Annotated in this window: 13 protein-coding genes; 4 read left to right on the top strand and 9 right to left on the bottom strand. The window is 49.6% G+C overall.

Translation table 11 applies throughout. The annotated features are described in order from the left end of the window. Nucleotides 1-13 precede the first annotated feature (13 nt). Complete coding sequence (locus IPG80_RS06530; protein ID WP_345104115.1) at nt 14-604, bottom strand: hypothetical protein; 591 nt, start codon at nt 602-604, stop codon at nt 14-16. Between the two features lie 49 nt (nt 605-653). Then, nucleotides 654-1,529 (bottom strand): heme o synthase, encoded by an 876-nt coding sequence (cyoE, locus tag IPG80_RS06535; RefSeq protein ID WP_345104117.1) that lies wholly within the window; start codon nt 1,527-1,529, stop codon nt 654-656. A gap of 224 nt (nt 1,530-1,753) precedes the next feature. Between cyoE and IPG80_RS06540 the strand changes: the two genes are divergently transcribed. After that, nucleotides 1,754-6,835, top strand: a complete 5,082-nt coding sequence (locus tag IPG80_RS06540) for a GAF domain-containing protein (RefSeq protein WP_345104120.1) — start codon at nt 1,754-1,756, stop codon at nt 6,833-6,835. On the opposite strand, the gene lysA is transcribed toward IPG80_RS06540, so the two are convergent. Genes lysA through IPG80_RS06555 form a run of 3 tightly spaced genes read right to left on the bottom strand, consistent with a single transcriptional unit; the run spans nt 6,832 to nt 11,045 of the window. Continuing rightward, nucleotides 6,832-8,127, bottom strand: coding sequence for a diaminopimelate decarboxylase (lysA, locus tag IPG80_RS06545; protein WP_345104123.1), 1,296 nt, complete (start codon nt 8,125-8,127; stop codon nt 6,832-6,834). The two genes, IPG80_RS06540 and lysA, sit on opposite strands and share 4 nt — an antisense overlap. Next, nucleotides 8,111-10,654: a histidine kinase N-terminal 7TM domain-containing protein gene (locus tag IPG80_RS06550; RefSeq protein ID WP_345104126.1), complete on the bottom strand. Its 2,544-nt coding sequence runs from the start codon at nt 10,652-10,654 to the stop codon at nt 8,111-8,113. Before IPG80_RS06550 ends, lysA begins: the two co-directional genes overlap by 17 nt. 13 nt (nt 10,655-10,667) lie before the next feature. Then, the gene (locus IPG80_RS06555; protein ID WP_345104129.1) at nt 10,668-11,045 is read right to left on the bottom strand and encodes a hypothetical protein; all 378 of its coding nucleotides are present in this window, start codon (nt 11,043-11,045) and stop codon (nt 10,668-10,670) included. Nucleotides 11,046-11,280: 235 nt separating this feature from the next. Between IPG80_RS06555 and rplI the strand changes: the two genes are divergently transcribed. Continuing rightward, a complete protein-coding gene (gene rplI / locus IPG80_RS06560; protein ID WP_345104131.1) occupies nt 11,281-11,811 on the top strand; it encodes a 50S ribosomal protein L9 in 531 nt (176 codons plus the stop codon). 133 nt (nt 11,812-11,944) lie between these two features. On the opposite strand, the gene IPG80_RS06565 is transcribed toward rplI, so the two are convergent. From IPG80_RS06565 to IPG80_RS06575, 3 genes are read right to left on the bottom strand one after another with little or no spacing between them, the layout of a single operon-like run. After that, entirely contained in the window at nt 11,945-12,289 is a 345-nt protein-coding gene (locus IPG80_RS06565) for a DUF86 domain-containing protein (RefSeq protein WP_345104134.1), read from the bottom strand. After that, nucleotides 12,276-12,575, bottom strand: coding sequence for a nucleotidyltransferase family protein (locus IPG80_RS06570; RefSeq protein WP_345104136.1), 300 nt, complete (start codon nt 12,573-12,575; stop codon nt 12,276-12,278). Before IPG80_RS06570 ends, IPG80_RS06565 begins: the two co-directional genes overlap by 14 nt. A gap of 21 nt (nt 12,576-12,596) precedes the next feature. Next, nucleotides 12,597-12,725 (bottom strand): hypothetical protein, encoded by a 129-nt coding sequence (locus IPG80_RS06575; RefSeq protein ID WP_345104138.1) that lies wholly within the window; start codon nt 12,723-12,725, stop codon nt 12,597-12,599. 93 nt (nt 12,726-12,818) lie between these two features. Between IPG80_RS06575 and IPG80_RS06580 the strand changes: the two genes are divergently transcribed. Further along, nucleotides 12,819-14,384: a RodZ domain-containing protein gene (locus IPG80_RS06580; protein WP_345104141.1), complete on the top strand. Its 1,566-nt coding sequence runs from the start codon at nt 12,819-12,821 to the stop codon at nt 14,382-14,384. Nucleotides 14,385-14,414: 30 nt separating this feature from the next. Next, nucleotides 14,415-15,767, top strand: coding sequence for a 30S ribosomal protein S12 methylthiotransferase RimO (rimO, locus tag IPG80_RS06585; RefSeq protein ID WP_345104144.1), 1,353 nt, complete (start codon nt 14,415-14,417; stop codon nt 15,765-15,767). A gap of 56 nt (nt 15,768-15,823) precedes the next feature. On the opposite strand, the gene IPG80_RS06590 is transcribed toward rimO, so the two are convergent. Beyond that, nucleotides 15,824-16,330 (bottom strand): CopD family protein, encoded by a 507-nt coding sequence (locus IPG80_RS06590; RefSeq protein ID WP_345104147.1) that lies wholly within the window; start codon nt 16,328-16,330, stop codon nt 15,824-15,826. Nucleotides 16,331-16,333 lie beyond the last annotated feature (3 nt).

The following is a 16,333-nucleotide window of genomic DNA, read 5'->3' on the forward strand; positions in this document are numbered from 1 at the left end:
TTTATAGGTTGGGTTATCCCAATTTGAAGCCAGCTACAAAAAGTGCGGTTGTGAGTAGAAGTAATGCTGGGAACAATTTCATGATCGTCTCTCTCGAAACAAGCGGCTTGCCAGTTTTTAGGAACGATAGCAGCAGTCCTACTACGCCGATCAATGCACCGCCAAGCCCAACCAGAGCGAAGAGGGGTTTTGTCTCTCCTTGTGCGGCAATGAAGATGGGCAGGAGGAAGATGGTCATACCGGCAATGCCGTGTGTGATGGCAAGGACAATGACCGGGAGTCTGCTTGGCATTTGGATTGACCGGGTCAAGGTTACGGCAAGGAAACCGATGATGGCGAAGACCAGGTATGAGGTCCGCCAGGAGGCGAGGTGCTGCCAGACGAGCCCAACTGCAAGGCTGAGTGGGATGATGGTTGAGAGGATGACTACGATGGGGGCATCCAGCACCTCAATTCCCAAAATGAAGATCAGCAGTGCGGCGACGAGGATGACACCGAACGCGATGGTATAGGCGGTGATGGGTAACACATCAAATCCATCAATACCGGCTGATACCTGATACGAAGCAAGGAGTACGGTGAGTAACAATAAAAAACGGTTCATTGAGGAGAGTTTCATTTTATGAAGCCTGACAGGCTTCTAGTGTACTCTGCTAGATGACTTCCAGCACGACCAGGATCATTGCAGCGAGCATATACACAGAGGCATATTTGAACAAGCCAAAGTTGACTCGTTCTGTGGGTTTGAAGGTGATGGCGACTGCCAGGGTAAGCATTCCCATGGAAAGTACGCCAAGCAGGCGCAGGAAGCCCCAGTCCATACCGATACCAACACCTGCAACGACCATGGCTGCGGCAGCGAGGACAGAGGAGAAGGCGATGGTGAAGCGGGTGGCAGCAAGACCATACGTCGATGGGAAGGTGGGTATGCCTGCATCGGCATAGTCTTTTTGGAATTTCATGCTGAAGGTGAGGGTGTGGGTGGGGATCCAGAGCAGGATGCCGAATGCGAGCATAAGACCGATCCAATCAATGGATTCGAGACCAAGCACACGACCCGCAAGAATGGGCATGGCACCGGAAATGCCGCCCCAAACGATGCTCCAACAGGTGCGACGCTTGAGCCACATGCTGTACACGACCACGTCGAAGAACCAGCCCGCGAAGACGACCACGCCATACAGCCAGTCCATTGCGAGTGCCCAGCCGATGCCAATGATGGAGATACATACACCAACCACGAGCACTTCTTTATCTGAGACAAGACCCTTGGCGGTGACGCGTTTTTGGGTACGCCCCATCCTGGCGTCTATGTCGCGGTCCCACCACATGTTGAGCAGGGTGCTGCCAGCAATCGCCAGGAAAAGGCTAATGGAAAGCCCAAGAATGGTGGAAATATTGAAGACGGGGCAGCGTGCGCTCATGTAACCCGCAAGCCCTGTAGCAAGCAGAAGACCTGATTGCGATGGCTTGGTCAGCGACCAGAACATGGCGAATTTAGATGTAGGAACAGAATCCCTGGTGGACATGGTTTCTCCTCGAGTTGGATTGCAGACGAAGTTCTAAAAGATTGGCGAAGTATACCTGTCTGCGATATACCCTGTCTATATGATTAATTTCTTAATCTTTAGCAACATGACTTCAAAACCTCATAGGCGATGGGGTTGAAACTCTAATTTGCCGGAATATCGCCCTGACCAAATTGCGTATATAATCCGTAGAGTAACTCACAGACATGCATTCAAAATCAAAAATGTCGCCATTAATTGCATTATTTTCCTACACCGGAGAAAAAATTTCTTCGGTAAATGAATGGCGTGTAAAACTTTTGGATAAGATATTAAAGGCAACTTTTGCCTTGTGGCTCATTGCGCTTGTGGGGGGGATCTATAATGTATTTTCAGAGTATCAGGTATCCGGTGGGGAAATCCAAGATCCGTTGTCACTGGTCGTACCGACAATTTTGATCTATTTGTTGACCACAATTATTTTTACGTTAATCACCTTTAATCACACATTGAGATACGGTCTGCGCGCCGGACTATTATTGTTCGTTTTGTATATCCTGGGGACCACTGGAATGGTTCTAACCTCCTTCAGTGGCGATGGCAGGATTTTTTTCTTTGCTTTCATCATTCTTTCAGTTGTATTTTTTGAACTTCCATATAGTTTGGTCGCATTTATTCTGGCTTTCTTAACCCTGGTAGTGATCGGCTTCCTGCAACTGACTGGCGTCGTGATCGTACCGCCTGAGTGGCAGGTAAATGCCATGCAACCCAGGGCATGGGCTACCGGGGGGATTGTGCTTCTGTTTATGAGTGTTGCCGTTTTTATTTCGGTCAACTATCTGATCCAGGCATTTGAAAAAAGCCTGAGCGGAACCAAGGAAGCGCTCACACGCGAACTGAAGATGGGGCAAACACTCCGTATCGTCAGCGATATTAATCAATTGATCGTACGTACCCGCGACCCGAACACGCTGCTCAATGCAATATGCGATCATCTCATTCTAGGACGTGGATACTCTTTCGCATGGATCGGAATGTTGGAGACCGATGGTAGCACATTGCGGCTTGCCGCACAGTCGGGCGCACCCACAAACTTTGTGAGCACCAAAAGCCGCGTCACTTTAGACCAGGGTCCCGCATGTGCCGCCCAGGCGATTCGCAGCCGAAGCTTTATTCGGATTGATCCTGTGTCTGGCATAGATGATCTATGCATGGCTTGCCTTTGCCGTGATATTCATCCGAATGCTTCCGCCGTTTCCCTGCCGATCCTGCGGTTTGATCGTGTCTTTGGTGTGCTGGTTGTGGATCATAAGGATTCGCCTGCATTTTTTGACGAAGCAGAATCATTATTCCTTCATGGATTGGCAGATGACCTTGCATATGCGCTGGAACATATTGAGGCATCTGAACAACTCAATATTAACGCGCAATATCAGACTTTATTGAATGAGGTAACCCAAACTGCACTTGAGGCGTTCGACCTGGATACCCTGCTGCAAGAGTTTATTAGAAAACTCGAAAAGGCATTGGGTGCCGATGGTTATTACTTTGCGCTTTGGGATGAGGCTCGTCAGATTCCGGCAAAGTTCATTTTTTCTGAGAATTTTAGAGCGGTTTTTTCCAATTTGCCGAATCTACAGCCAGATGAGAGGATCTTCAGCCGCTCAATTTTGAAAGAAGGGCGTGTTCTTGCCATACCAGACACCATGAATTCACCTTTTATCAGTCAGTCCATGGCAGAGCTTTTCGGGATGCGTTCTGCCCTTGGTATGCCTTTGGTGGCTGAAAATACCCGTTTGGGTGCCTTAGTACTGGGGTATCGGCAAGTCCATGTCTTTACCCAGGAAGAAGTGAAACTGGCTGAGCAGGCAGCCCAGCAATTTGCTCTTGCCATATTAAAAGTCAAATTGAATGATGAAATGCGCAACAAAGCTGCTGAACTGGAACGCCTCTACACCGCATCTCAAGATATGGTGTCCAGTTTATTGGATCCGCCTTCTTTGTTGGCAAAGCTGGCGCATCATATGGCTGAGGCGTTAAAAGTAACCAGCTCGTACATCACTTCCTTCAATATCAATGAAGGAAGTATGCGGGTTGTGGCTGAATACTGGAGCAATGATGTTCATCCTTTGGAGCGACATTCTGACCTTGGACGGGATTATCCGTTTGAAGAATATGCTTCTATCGTAGTCGCCATGTTGAAAGGCGAAGTAAGCATCATGCATGATGATGATCTGGGGTTGACCGAAACTGAACACAAACAATTTTCGGAATATGGGGTCAAGAGCATGATGTTTGTGCCCATTCTTGCTCATGGTCAGTTGTTGGGAACCGCTGAATTATGGGAGAGCCGAGCACGCCGCGAATTTTCGCAAGCTGATATAAAACTGACGCAGGCGATGTCCAATTATGCCGCCAGTGTTATCGAGAATTCGACCCTGTTTACACAAACTCGCCAACGAGAGAATGAATTGGCTGCCATGTTGAAGGTGGCACATGCTGTCTCGTCCAGTTTGCAACTTTCCGATGTATTGAAGCAGGCAGCTACCGAACTGGCGCGTCTGTTGCGGGTGGATTTCTGTTCCCTATCGGATTATTTGCCCGAAAGGAATGGAATCGTGACCACGGCTTTATTTTCCGCCGATGGTGATGTGAGTGGGCAGTCAGACCTGGGTCATTATTTTTCACTCGATGATTATCCAACAACATTGAATGTTCTATTAACTGGCAAACCTGCTGTTAACCGCATGAATGATCCTAATACCCATCCTTCTGAGATCGCACAACTCAAACATGATGGGATGTTCACGTCGCTAGTCGTTCCGTTGCGTTTGCGCGGGCAATCCCTTGGTCTGGCTGAATTGTATTCCTCCGATCCAGAACGGTACTTCTCTTCAGAAGAGATACAACTTGTTTCTGCTCTTGCCGACCAGGTGGCGGTGGCAATAGAAAATGCCTGGCTCTATGAACGATCCGAGCAGCGAGAGGCGCATTTCCGCGCATTGATCGAAAACTCTGCCGAAGGTGTGGCGATCTTGGATGCCGAAGGGATAATTCGTTATGTGGCCCCCTCAGAGGAACGCCTGACGGGATATACCGCAGATGAAATTCTTGGAGGAAGTGCCTTTAAATATATTCATCCTGAAGACCTCCCTAAAGTATTGAGAACCTTTAGGGAGGGAATTGCGATTTCGGGTGCAGTTCGAACCATCCAATATCGGTTATTAACTAAATCTGGAGAATGGCGTCATTTTGAGATCACTGGCTACAATATGCTGCATGACCCGCATATCGCTGGAGTCGTTGTCAATTACCGTGATATTACAGAAAGAAAGATAGCCGAAAAAGCGATTGAAGACTCTGAGGAACGATATCGTTTGATCTTTCAATCAGCAGGTGTGCCCATCTGGGAGGACGATTACACTGTACTTATGGATGCTTTGGAGGAACTAAAGGAGCAAGGTGTTGCTGACTTTAACCGATATATAGCAGATCATCCCGAGTTCCTTGAGCATGCCGCCCAATTGATCACAGTCATTAATGCAAACGATGCAGTTGTGGATTTGATGGAGGCCAATCATCAATCTGAGTTGCTGGGCTCGCTAAAAGACATCTTGAAGGAAGATCTCGGAGATACTTTCGTAAATGACATCATTGCTCTTGCTGAGGGTAAAAGGCATCTGGAGCATGAATCCTATTTATATACCCTGAAAGGCAACCGGCGCGATATTTGGGTGTCGGTTACATTTCCTGACTGGAGCGCGGGGAATAACAGGGTGCTGGTCACCATGCTTGATATTACCGAGCGAAAACGAGTGGAACGTGAGCTGATCGATAACAAGTCGCGCCTGGAGGGAATCATTAACACCGCCTTGAATGCGATCATCACCATTAATGAAGAACAGCGCATCGTCCTCTTTAATCCCTTCGCTGAAAAGATATTCGGTTGTTCGGCTGAATTTGCCCTTGGAAAATCCATCGATATCTTTATTCCTGAACGTTTTCGGCAATACCATTACCGCAATATCGAAAAATTTGGAGTGACCAACATCTCCAACCGGGTTCACGGTCAAATGGATACCCTGCGGGGAGTGCGGGTGAACGGTGAGGAATTCCCAATGGAGGCGTTTGTTTCCCAACAAAGGCTTGGTAAGGAGAAACTATATACAGTTATCCTGCGTGATATTACCGAACGTAAACGCGCTGAGGATGACCAGCGCCGTCGTGCAGAGGAGCTTCAGACCCTTGCGATCGTATCCTCGGCATTGCGCTCCGCTTCAAGGTTCAATGAGATCATTCCACTGGCGGTTCGTTATGCTGTGGAGATCGTTTTTGGTGATTACGGCACGATCTATATGCTCGATGAAAAGACTGGCAATCTCGAATCGCCTGGCTGGTATTCAGTTGAAAAGGGGGAAGATATTCGTGTGACTAGCGAGGCGCTTCTCCGCCATTCGCTGGATATGGGGATCACCGGGCATGTAGCAAAGACCGGCGAGATCTATATTACGAAGGATCTTCAGACAGACCCGATCGCCATGATCTTGCCTGAAGAGAGTGCCATATTAAGTAATGCCCGCAGCGGCATCTCGCTCCCATTGTTATCGAAAGAAAAGGTGATCGGTGTTCTGCATATTCGTCTGATAAAAGAACATTACTTTAGCGAAACAGAAACCCGCTTATTAACTGCCATTGCAGAAATGGTCGGTGGTGCCTTGCATCGCGCAACTCTTTATGAGCAAACCCTTAGGCAGGCAGATGAACTCATCCGCGCGTATGACAATACGCTTTCAGGTTGGGCACGTGCGCTTGAAATGCGTGATGAGTTGACCGAAGGTCATACCCGCCGCGTTACCGAATTGACTCTCGAATTGGCGTGCGCCATGAACATACCTGAAAGCGAAATCATCCAGATCCGGCGCGGCGCGATCTTGCACGACATCGGTAAAATGGGAATTCCCGACTCCATCCTCAACAAACCGGGTCCCCTTGCAGCCCATGAACAACGCATCATGCAAATGCACCCTCAATATGCCCATGAAATGCTATCAAGCATTCCTTTCCTTCAAAACGCGCTTGATATTCCCTACTGTCACCATGAATGGTGGGATGGCAACGGGTACCCGCGCGGCTTAAGCGGCGAAGAGATTCCCCTCTCGGCTCGCATCTTTTCTGTAGTGGATGTTTGGGATGCCCTGACATCAGACCGCCCATATCGCTCTGCCTGGGCGCCGGAGCGAACATTGAAATATATCCGAGACGGCTCCGGCAAGCAGTTTGACCCCCGCGTTGTAGAAGCATTCCTTAATCTGATCGAAAACCGTTAACGCATATCACGGTCAAGCAGGTCTTGGTGCGTTTCGCGCCGCTGAATGACTTGCACCCGACCCTGTTCCAGCCATAAAACAGCCGGTCTTCTTGCACCATTGTAATTGGATGACATACTCAAGTGATACGCCCCCGCAACCGGGATCGCGATCAATGCCCCTGTTTCAACACTTGGCATCAATAAATTCTCGATGACAATATCTCCAGATTCACAATACGGTCCGGCAATGGATACGTAATCGCTTCTTTCCCCGCCCAAACCGGATACCGGTAAACAGGCATATCTCGCCCCATAAAGCGCAAACCGCGGATTATCCGCCATGCCGCCATCGGTAAGCAGCCAGGTTTTTTCACCGCGTTTTTTCACCGCCCCCACTTGATAGATAGCAACTCCAGCCCGCGCCACAAGACTTCGCCCTGGCTCGAGGTGCAAATGGGGGAGTGTGAGACCGCGTGTCTCGCAGCCTTCGATCACTGCTTCTGCGATTCCCCTTACATAACTTTCAATGGACGGACTTGGCAATTCATCTTCATGATATGCCACACCCCAACCGCCGCCGGGACAAAAATGCCACTCACCAGTGAACCCGATTTTCTGTGCCAGATCCAATGCCATTTCGATGGCAGGGATTAACGGCTCTGGGTCGCGGAAGTTCGACCCCTGGTGAAAATGAATACCTTTTAATGGCAGGTTGTGTTCCCTGCAAATATCCACCGCTTCCATGAATTCTTCGCGAGTCATTCCAAACTTGCTTTCATGATGACCCGTCTGTGTATGTGTATGATGTGTGGTGACCGATACACCAGGTAACAGTCTTAGCCAAAGGTCGGGTAATTGCGCTTGTCCTGAAAAATGCGAACGGATCCGGTCAAGTTCATAGAGGTTATCGACCACGATCGTATTGGCATGCCTGACCGCAGCGGCTAGATCTGCCACCGATTTATTAACCCCATGAACCAGAATGTTTGCGCGTGGAACCCCGGCTTCAACGGCTATGGCGATCTCGCCTTCACCGGTGCAATCAACGGTCAGACTTTGCAGCTGAGTCCATTGTGCAATGGCAAGGCAGAGGAATGCCTTCCCGGCATAGGTTACAGAGGCAGGTTGGGGGTAATGTGAAGCGAGCGCGGATTTGTATTCCGACACAGCATGGTCAAGTGTGGCACGGTCGTAAAGATAAAGAGGGGTGCCATAGGTTTCTGCCAATGTAGTGAGATCGTGACCGGCAATCTTCAAGCGGTCTTTTTCGACCCTGGCGGTGATGGGGAAAAGGTCAATTCGTTTCTGCATGGTTGTTGGCAAATTTTATACGGTTTCTTCCTTCTTGCTTTGCCCACATGGCGGCATTATCGGCTGCCAGCAATAGGTCGGCAGGCAGGATGGCATCTTGCGGGTAGGTGGCGATGCCCATACTGATCGTGAAGCCGGGTATCCCTTCTCCATTGATGGGTGGGTGTGGCGCTCCTGCTTGCGTGCCTCGCCTCAGACGTTCGGCAAAGAGCATGGCGTTGTGCTGGTTGCAGTTCGTAAGGATGATGGCGAACTCGTCGCCGCCATAGCGTGCAGCGACATCATATTTGCGCAAGTTGGATTTGATCACATCTGCAATAGCTCTCAAACGGACATCCCCCGCGGGGTGCCCCCAAGTGTCGTTATATTGTTTGAATGAGTCAGCATCGAAGACAATGAGAGAGAACTCGATTTGATTTTGTTTGGCACGCTCTACCTCTGCCTGGAGTGCCCGTTCGAAGACGTGCCGGTTTGAAAGCCCGGTTACGGCGTCGGTGGTTGCCATACGTTTAAGCTCAGAATGGAGTCTGGCGTTATCTATCGAAACCGCGATCGGACCAGCGATCGTTGTCAATAACCCAACGTCAGCCTGGGTCAGTTGGTTGGATTTGCCCGACTCAACGTTCAATATTCCAAGTACCTTTTCGTCTTTTATCAGTGGAACGCATATCTCGCTGGTAATAACATGGTCGGCTTTTAGAAAAGTCTTTTCCTTGGTGGTATCTTCGATGAATTGAATGGTGCGTGTTCGGAATGTCTTCCCGATCACTCCCTGGCTGACATGGATCTTGTAAATGATCATTTCTTCCGGGTAGCCCACCTGCGCGGAAAGACGAAGATACTCCTCCTCCAAAATATAAATACTGACATGGGTGTACCCAAATGCTTCCTTCAGGCTTTTGACCACCGTCTGGCTGATGGTCTCAAGGTCGAGCGAACTGACGATCAACCTGGAGACATCCTGAATGGTGGCGAGTGTCAACAGATTATTCTGGGTCTGGAGATATAGCGATGCCCGTTGCAGCGACGCGGAAGCCTGATTGGCAAGTGCCTCAAGGGTTTTTACATCCAGTTCGTCAAAAGCATTTGTTTCAGTGCTTTCCACATAGAGGACACCGAATAACTTTTCTTGCTTCATAATTGGGATGCAGATAGCCGACCCATAATATTCAAAGACCGAATAATAGAAGGGGTCGAGCCCAACATTGTTTGAAATGTACGTTTTCTGGATCTCGGCAGTGCGCCCGATGATCCCCTCTCCAAGCGGTTGTCTAAAACCAGGTTCGTACCCCGGGTGTCCTGCGCCTGCGATCGCGACGACCTCAAGCATATTGTCTTTTGTTAGAACCGAAATTGCAGCTTCTGGATATTGGAACTTTTCTATGATGACCTTCACAGTGCGCTGCAAGATCTCTTTTTCATCGAAACTATCTGCGATGCGCCTGCCTGCTTCTTCCAACAATGAAAGTTGCTGCGAGCGGCGTTTTTCCGCTTTAAGTAAGATTTGTTCATTGGTGATATCGTGGAAGACAATTGCATGCCCGACCAGAGTTTTATCTGTGCTTGTGATCGGAACCATATGGACTTCGTACCATTTGGCGTTTTGGTCGTGAGTCACCGTCAGAGTGATCTTTTTTTCAGGAGTATTCCATAGCTCGCGAATTCGGTCAGCTTCAGGCAGGATGGCAAGTGCCAGCGTATGTTCTTGAACTATAGCGATATTTAACAATCTGGCTGCTGCCTGATTGATGTCTGTGATCTCTTCGTTTCGATTGGTGACTACAATGGCGTCGTTTAAATTTTCCACGACTAATGAAGCCGCCAGTGGGAACAAGCTTGTGACCCCAAAGCGGAAAAATCCCCATGCAATCAGTGGTGCAGATAAGGCAAAGCTAAGCGGAGTGGGATCCAGTTTGAAGTTTTCACCAAATAACAGAAAGAGAATATTGATGATGCCGGTCAGGATCACGCCTGCAAGTGCTACTCCTGCTTTTACCTGGAACACTTTTCCATTTTTGAAATATGCGATGAGATAGAGAATGATCCCGATCAGAATAAAAGTATAGGCGAAGACTGCATACAGCCAAAATATAGGTCCATATTCCAGGGTGAGTGGGGCAGGGGATTCTTCTGAAGCGGATAGCGATCTCCAGATAAGATGATGATATTCATTGGTAAGACCCAACAGGAAGGTGACCCCTCCCGGGATGGCGAATAGAAATGCCCGCCCGCGTTTTGTCAAGCTTGCGCTAATCCCCGTATACCTCATGGCAAATCCCAGCCAAAACGGCGGGGATAATGTCATGCCCAGGTAGAGTATTTTTCTGGCAAGGATTTTGGCAGGCAGGGATGGCAGAAGGATTTCAAGTAGATAAAATGCCACCCAAATTGCCATGACTGTCATCAACAGTCCCAGTGTGCGTGCCCCCGGTTTTTTCCAATTGATCAAGGCGCGGATGCCAATACCCGCTAAAATGATGACTAAAAAAGCCAAACTACCTAGATAAACCGATAAGGAAGTTTCCATTTTTTATGGTGAGCTAACGGTCAAAGAAAAGCATCAACCAGATCTCCCAATTTTGCATTGGCGTTGGCTCCGGTACAGGCGTGCTGGCGATCACAGGTTCACTGCCTGGTAATTCCACCGGAATGACCGGCTGGTCGCCTTCCTGCATATAATGCCCATCCGTCCGTGCCCATTCTTCCACTGCTTCTGTGGAAGCCGCATACGCCACTTGTGTATGCAAGGCGATCTGCGTTTGTACAGCTTGTGTGGCGAGTGCGCGCATTTCATCGCGTTGCTCGTTCAGACGGTTCAATTCTATAAGGCGCGAATTGAATTCGATCACGAACAGAACTAGAATAAATATACCAGCAAATACTGCCACACGTCTGAACTTGATGGGGAACTGGCTCATGGCATTATCTTAACCTTTTTCTTCTGCATTGGCAAATACAAGCGACGCGTACTACGGCTTCGTTAAACCTGAAAAACTTTATGGAAATCACGTAAAAAACGGAACATTTCGTAGCACGTTGTTTTTGCATTTTATCGGGGCAAACTCGAATCCCTGCATCTTTGTGGTAAAATCCTGACCCGCAAGTCGTTGTACCCTTCGACTTGACATCAATTTTGCCGAAAGGGCTTAAATCATGAAAGTATTGCTCATTAAAGACGTTTACAAACTCGGACGTGCCGGAGACATCAAGAAAGTAGCCGATGGCTACGGACGCAACTTCCTGCTCCCGCAGGGTCTCGCTGTTCTCGCAACCGAAGGCGCGCTCAAACAGGTTCAAAAGATCAAGTCTCAGGCTGAAGTTCGCCGCAACACCCAGAACAATGAACTCAAAGGCGTTGCCGACCTCATCAAGGAAGTCACTCTGGTCTTCCCCGCCAAGGCTGGTGACACTGGAAAACTCTACGGTTCCATCACCACTGGCGATATTGCCGCCGCGCTCACCGAAAAGATTCGCTTCGAAGTCAAGCGCCAGCAGGTCGATACCCAGCCCATCCGTACGCTCGGTGAATTCACCGCTCACGTTCGCCTCACAATGGACTTGGTGCCCGAATTCAAGGTGATCGTACACCGCGAAGGTGAAGGCATCGAAACGGTCGCTCATCACGAAGAACCTGCCAAGGCTGAGAAAAGCGAAGAGCCTGCCGCAGAAGCAAAAGCAGAATAGGGAATAAGAACAAAACATCACATCACCGGCGCAAGTGCCAGTGACTCAAAACGTCTCATCCCTTTTGAGATTGAAATAGATTTGTAGCAACAAAAAACGCTCTTGAAAAAGAGCGTTTTTTTATTTGTTATAGTTATTGTCCGAAGTCTTTTAGAATTATTACTACCTGTTTCCGCAAAATGGGGAGGTCATCTTTGGCGGTATCCCAAACCTTTTCAATATCCACGCCAAAATAATCATGGATGAGTTTATCGCGCATGCCTGCAACATCCTGCCACGGAATTTCAGGGTAGGTTTTGCGGATGTCTTTGGAGATATGCCGGGCAGCTTCGCCGATGATTTCAATTTGCCGAATGACGCCGTCTTGAATCAGGCGGGTGTTTTTGAATTTTTCTTCATCGACCCCTTGCAAATATTCTTCGACTGTATCCACTGCATCCAGCATGTGGCGGAGGTAGAGCATTTCATCGCGAGCCATAGACCACCTGCATTTCTTGTAAGACCCGTTCACGCATATATGGGCTGATGGAGGCTTCGGTCAGCAAATCTACCTTGCGCCCCAGCGTTTCAGCCAATTCACGCTCAAGCCGAACCATTGACAGCAGACTCTTGCGCTTTGAAAAGCGGACAATCAAATCAATATCGCTGTTTTTGGTTGCTTCTCCGCGCACCATCGAGCCGAAGATACCCACCATCGAAACATCGTTTTGACGGCAAAGGTCAATCAGTTTGGAGAGGCTGAAAGGATAGGGTTTTGCGTTCATGAGATAATTTTACCCCTTTCCTTACGCCTCAAAGAATGGGTCAAGAAATTCACGCCTTAGTTGTGTTTCGTTGTATTTTCCAGCGCGATATTGTTCATAGTTGCGTTCAAATCGTTCAACTAAATCAATGATTGTATCGGGTGCGCTCATAAACCTCTCCTAACGTGAAAATAATTATAGCAAACTATCAGATATAATCCGCCTTCGGCATTCGCCGGAAAGGAAACCAAGTAAAATACTCCCATGCAAGAAACCATTGGTCAACGTTTGAAGCGCGAGCGCGAGGCACGTTATCTTTCGCTTGAACAGGCAGCGGAGCAAACCCGTATTCGCCGTGTCTTCATTCAGGCTCTCGAAGCTGACGATTTTTCCGTCATGCCTTCTGCGGCGCAGGGGCGTGGATTTTTGCGCAACTATGCCGAATATCTCAACCTCGATATTGACGAGTTGATCGCCGAGATCCAGCGTAACCCCATCCCGCCCGCTGAAGTAAGCGGACCTCTACCGCAGGTTAATCTCGTTGAAACAGAGTTACCTCCACTGACAGAACCGGAGGACGAAGAAGAACCCGCGCCTCCTTTCTGGACCCGTTTCCTGCCGCGTAAACCCAAATTGATACCAACGCCGCAAGTGATTCAGGAACCCGTGGAAGGAGAAGATGCCGAGACCAGCGAACCTTCGGCGGAGGTTTTGCCAGAGGGCGAGGAACAAGCTCAAGTTCAGGAAGAGGCGCAGCCAGCCTGGTGGGAACGTATTGTTTCGTTATTCAAGGTCAAGCTCCAAAAGCAGGAACAGGCGTCTGAGGTTGTCGTTTCTGAGGAAGCAGAAACATCAGAGACACTGCAGCCTGCCAAGCCTGAAAAACCTGCCGATGTGATCATGGCTGAGATCGGTGTAATGCTGCGCGAACGCCGCGAAATGATCAGCCTGACCATTGATGAAGTGGAACGTCATACGCATTTACGTGCGGTCTTTGTAAAAGCGTTGGAAGAAGGCGCGTTCAATAAACTGCCATCAACGGTGCAAACCCGCGGCATGCTTTCGAACTATGCCAGTTTTCTCGACCTGGATGTCGATACCGTGTTGTTGCGTTATGCCGATGCTTTACAGGCGCGGCGGCATGAAAAATACGCCGAAACCCCGCGTGATAAGATCCAAACTCAAGTCACGCCTTCCATGCCATTTTTGCGAACCTTCATCGCAGGTGACCTCATCTTTGGTGCCATGATGATCGTTATCCTTGCAGGCTTGGCGATCTGGGGGGTGGGGCGTCTTGTCATTGCCGGTAATGAGCCAGCCCAGCCAACAGCATTACCGATCGTGAATGTGTTGGGAAATGAACCGCAGCCGACAGCTTCTGCAGTTCTAACCTTCGTCGCCGTGGATGACCCCTCCGTGGCAAATGCAGGCGGGGTGCTGGATTTGACCTCAACGCCGGAAGGTGCCCCCGCTTCGACTGCGAATGTGTCGGTGAACGTTTTCGCTTTGGAGCGTGTGTTCGTGCGCATTTCGGTGGATGGTGAGATCGCATTTGAAGGGCGTATGTTGCCGCGTGAATCCAAATTGTTCGAAGCGAACGATCAGGTGGTGATTCTCACAGGCGATGGCTCGGCATTGAGAATCACATATAATGGAGCAGACCTCGGTTTGCTAGGCGGACCGGGTCAAGTGGTGAACCAGGTTTATTTGATCACTGGTGTGGTAACTCCCACTGCCACCATCCCGCCGACAGTGACGAATACGCCGCTGACCACACCAACTTTTACGCCCACCACCACGCCAACGGCAACGCCGACGGCTGGACAATAGAAATTTACCCGTATTACTCAGGAAGATAACGTGTCTAAAAATACTTTTCATTTGGTTTCACTTGGTTGTTCTAAAAATACGGTCGATTCCGATTCAATGGCTCAACTGTTAACCAGCGATGGTTACAGCTTTGTGGAAGACCCGTCGAAAGCTTCTGTGTTGATCGTGAACACCTGCGGTTTTATCGGTCCGGCAAAGGACGAGTCGTATAAGGTGCTGGGAGAGTTGGCTCAGAGTAAGAAAAAGAATCAGGTGCTCATCGCGGCTGGATGCCTGACCCAGCGTTATGGTGTGGAAGTGGCAAAACGCATTCCCGGTATTGACGGCATTCTGGGAACACGCCGTTGGATGGATATTGTGCAGGTTGTGAATGATGCCCGCAAAGGCAAGCGCCCTGAACCCATTTACCACCTACCGGAGGCTCCCACAGTCGGTGCGGACGAACACGGCGCCATGCGCGTGAGCGTAACCGGACCCAGTGCTTACTTGAAGATCGCGGATGGCTGCCGCCGTCCCTGTGCGTTTTGTGCAATTCCGCTTATCAAAGGTACGGCGGTTTCGCGCCCGGTCGAAGCGATCATTCATGAAGCCCGCACTTTGCGTGACAAAGGCGTACGTGAATTGATCCTGATCGCGCAGGATTCCACAGATTATGGGCATGATCTCGGCATGAAAGACGGTCTCGCGACTATGCTCGAGCAATTGACCGATGCCGTGCCCGATATGGACTGGATCCGCATCATGTATTCGTATCCGGGTTATGTCACTGACCGGATGATCGAAGTGATGGCAACACGTAAACAAATTTTGCCATATCTCGATATTCCATTGCAACATGCGCACCCCAAGACCTTGTATCGCATGAAACGCCCCTCCAACATGGAATGGGTACATAAGACTCTTGCCAAAATGCGTGCCACCATTAAAGACTTAGCCATTCGTACGACGTTCATCGTTGGCTACCCCGGCGAAACGGATGAAGAATTTCAGGCGTTGTATGATTTTGTGAACGAGATCCGCTTCGACCGCGCCGGAGCCTTTCAGTTCTCCTTCGAGCCGGGGACAACCTCCGCGCCCTTGGGTGACCCAGTCCCTGCCGAGGTGAAGCAGGAGCGTATGGATCGGTTGATGGAACTGCAACAGAATATTTCCTTGCAAGTCAATCAATCCTACGTTGGCAAGACCTTGGATGTATTGGTGGAGGGCTTCGATAACGGCATATCAGTTGGACGTTCCTATCGTGATGCGCCCGAAGTGGATGGGTATGTGGTTGTGGAAGGAAAAGCAAAGGTGGGCGATATTGTTCCGGTGCGCATCACCGGCGCTTTTGCCTATGATCTGACCGGGGTCCTGGTGGAACAGCCGAATCTGATCAAGTTGTAATGAACGGGTTGAGAATCAAAAAGACCGCTGCATTGTTTCGGCAGCGGTCTTTTTATTTACGATACTCTTGCGAATGCGGTTGCTGCGAGGATCAGCGCGGAGAGCAAGAGATTGATTCTCAGCAGTAGAGTTTCTCTTTTTTGCAGGCGTATGAGCTCACCTTCATTCGCCTTATCTTTCTTCATCAAGGTGCGTTGGATGTCAGGCAGCACTTCCCAGGTTTGGATGGCGCTAACCACTACCATGATGACGGCGAACCCATGCTTGATAAGAATGGACAGCGACCATTGGGTGCTGATGGAAAGAAAGCCATCGTAATGTGGGCTGGTGCTCAATTGGAAAAGACCGGTTACCAGCAGGATGCCCATGCAAAACCAGGCAAGCGGCTCAAGCCTTTTTTGCAGGGCGGTGATCAGGCTGAGCTGGTCGGGCAGTTTCAAGGTCCGGGTGGCGGCGGGCAGAAAGAGCAAGTTGATCGCCGCGAGACTCCCGATCCAGGTAACGGTTGCCAGCATGTGAATCCAGTAAATGACCGCAAGGACCGGAGTAGAAGGTGCATCCATGAT

This window comes from Candidatus Villigracilis vicinus (genome assembly GCF_016702885.1).
Taxonomy (GTDB): domain Bacteria; phylum Chloroflexota; class Anaerolineae; order Anaerolineales; family Villigracilaceae; genus Villigracilis; species Villigracilis vicinus.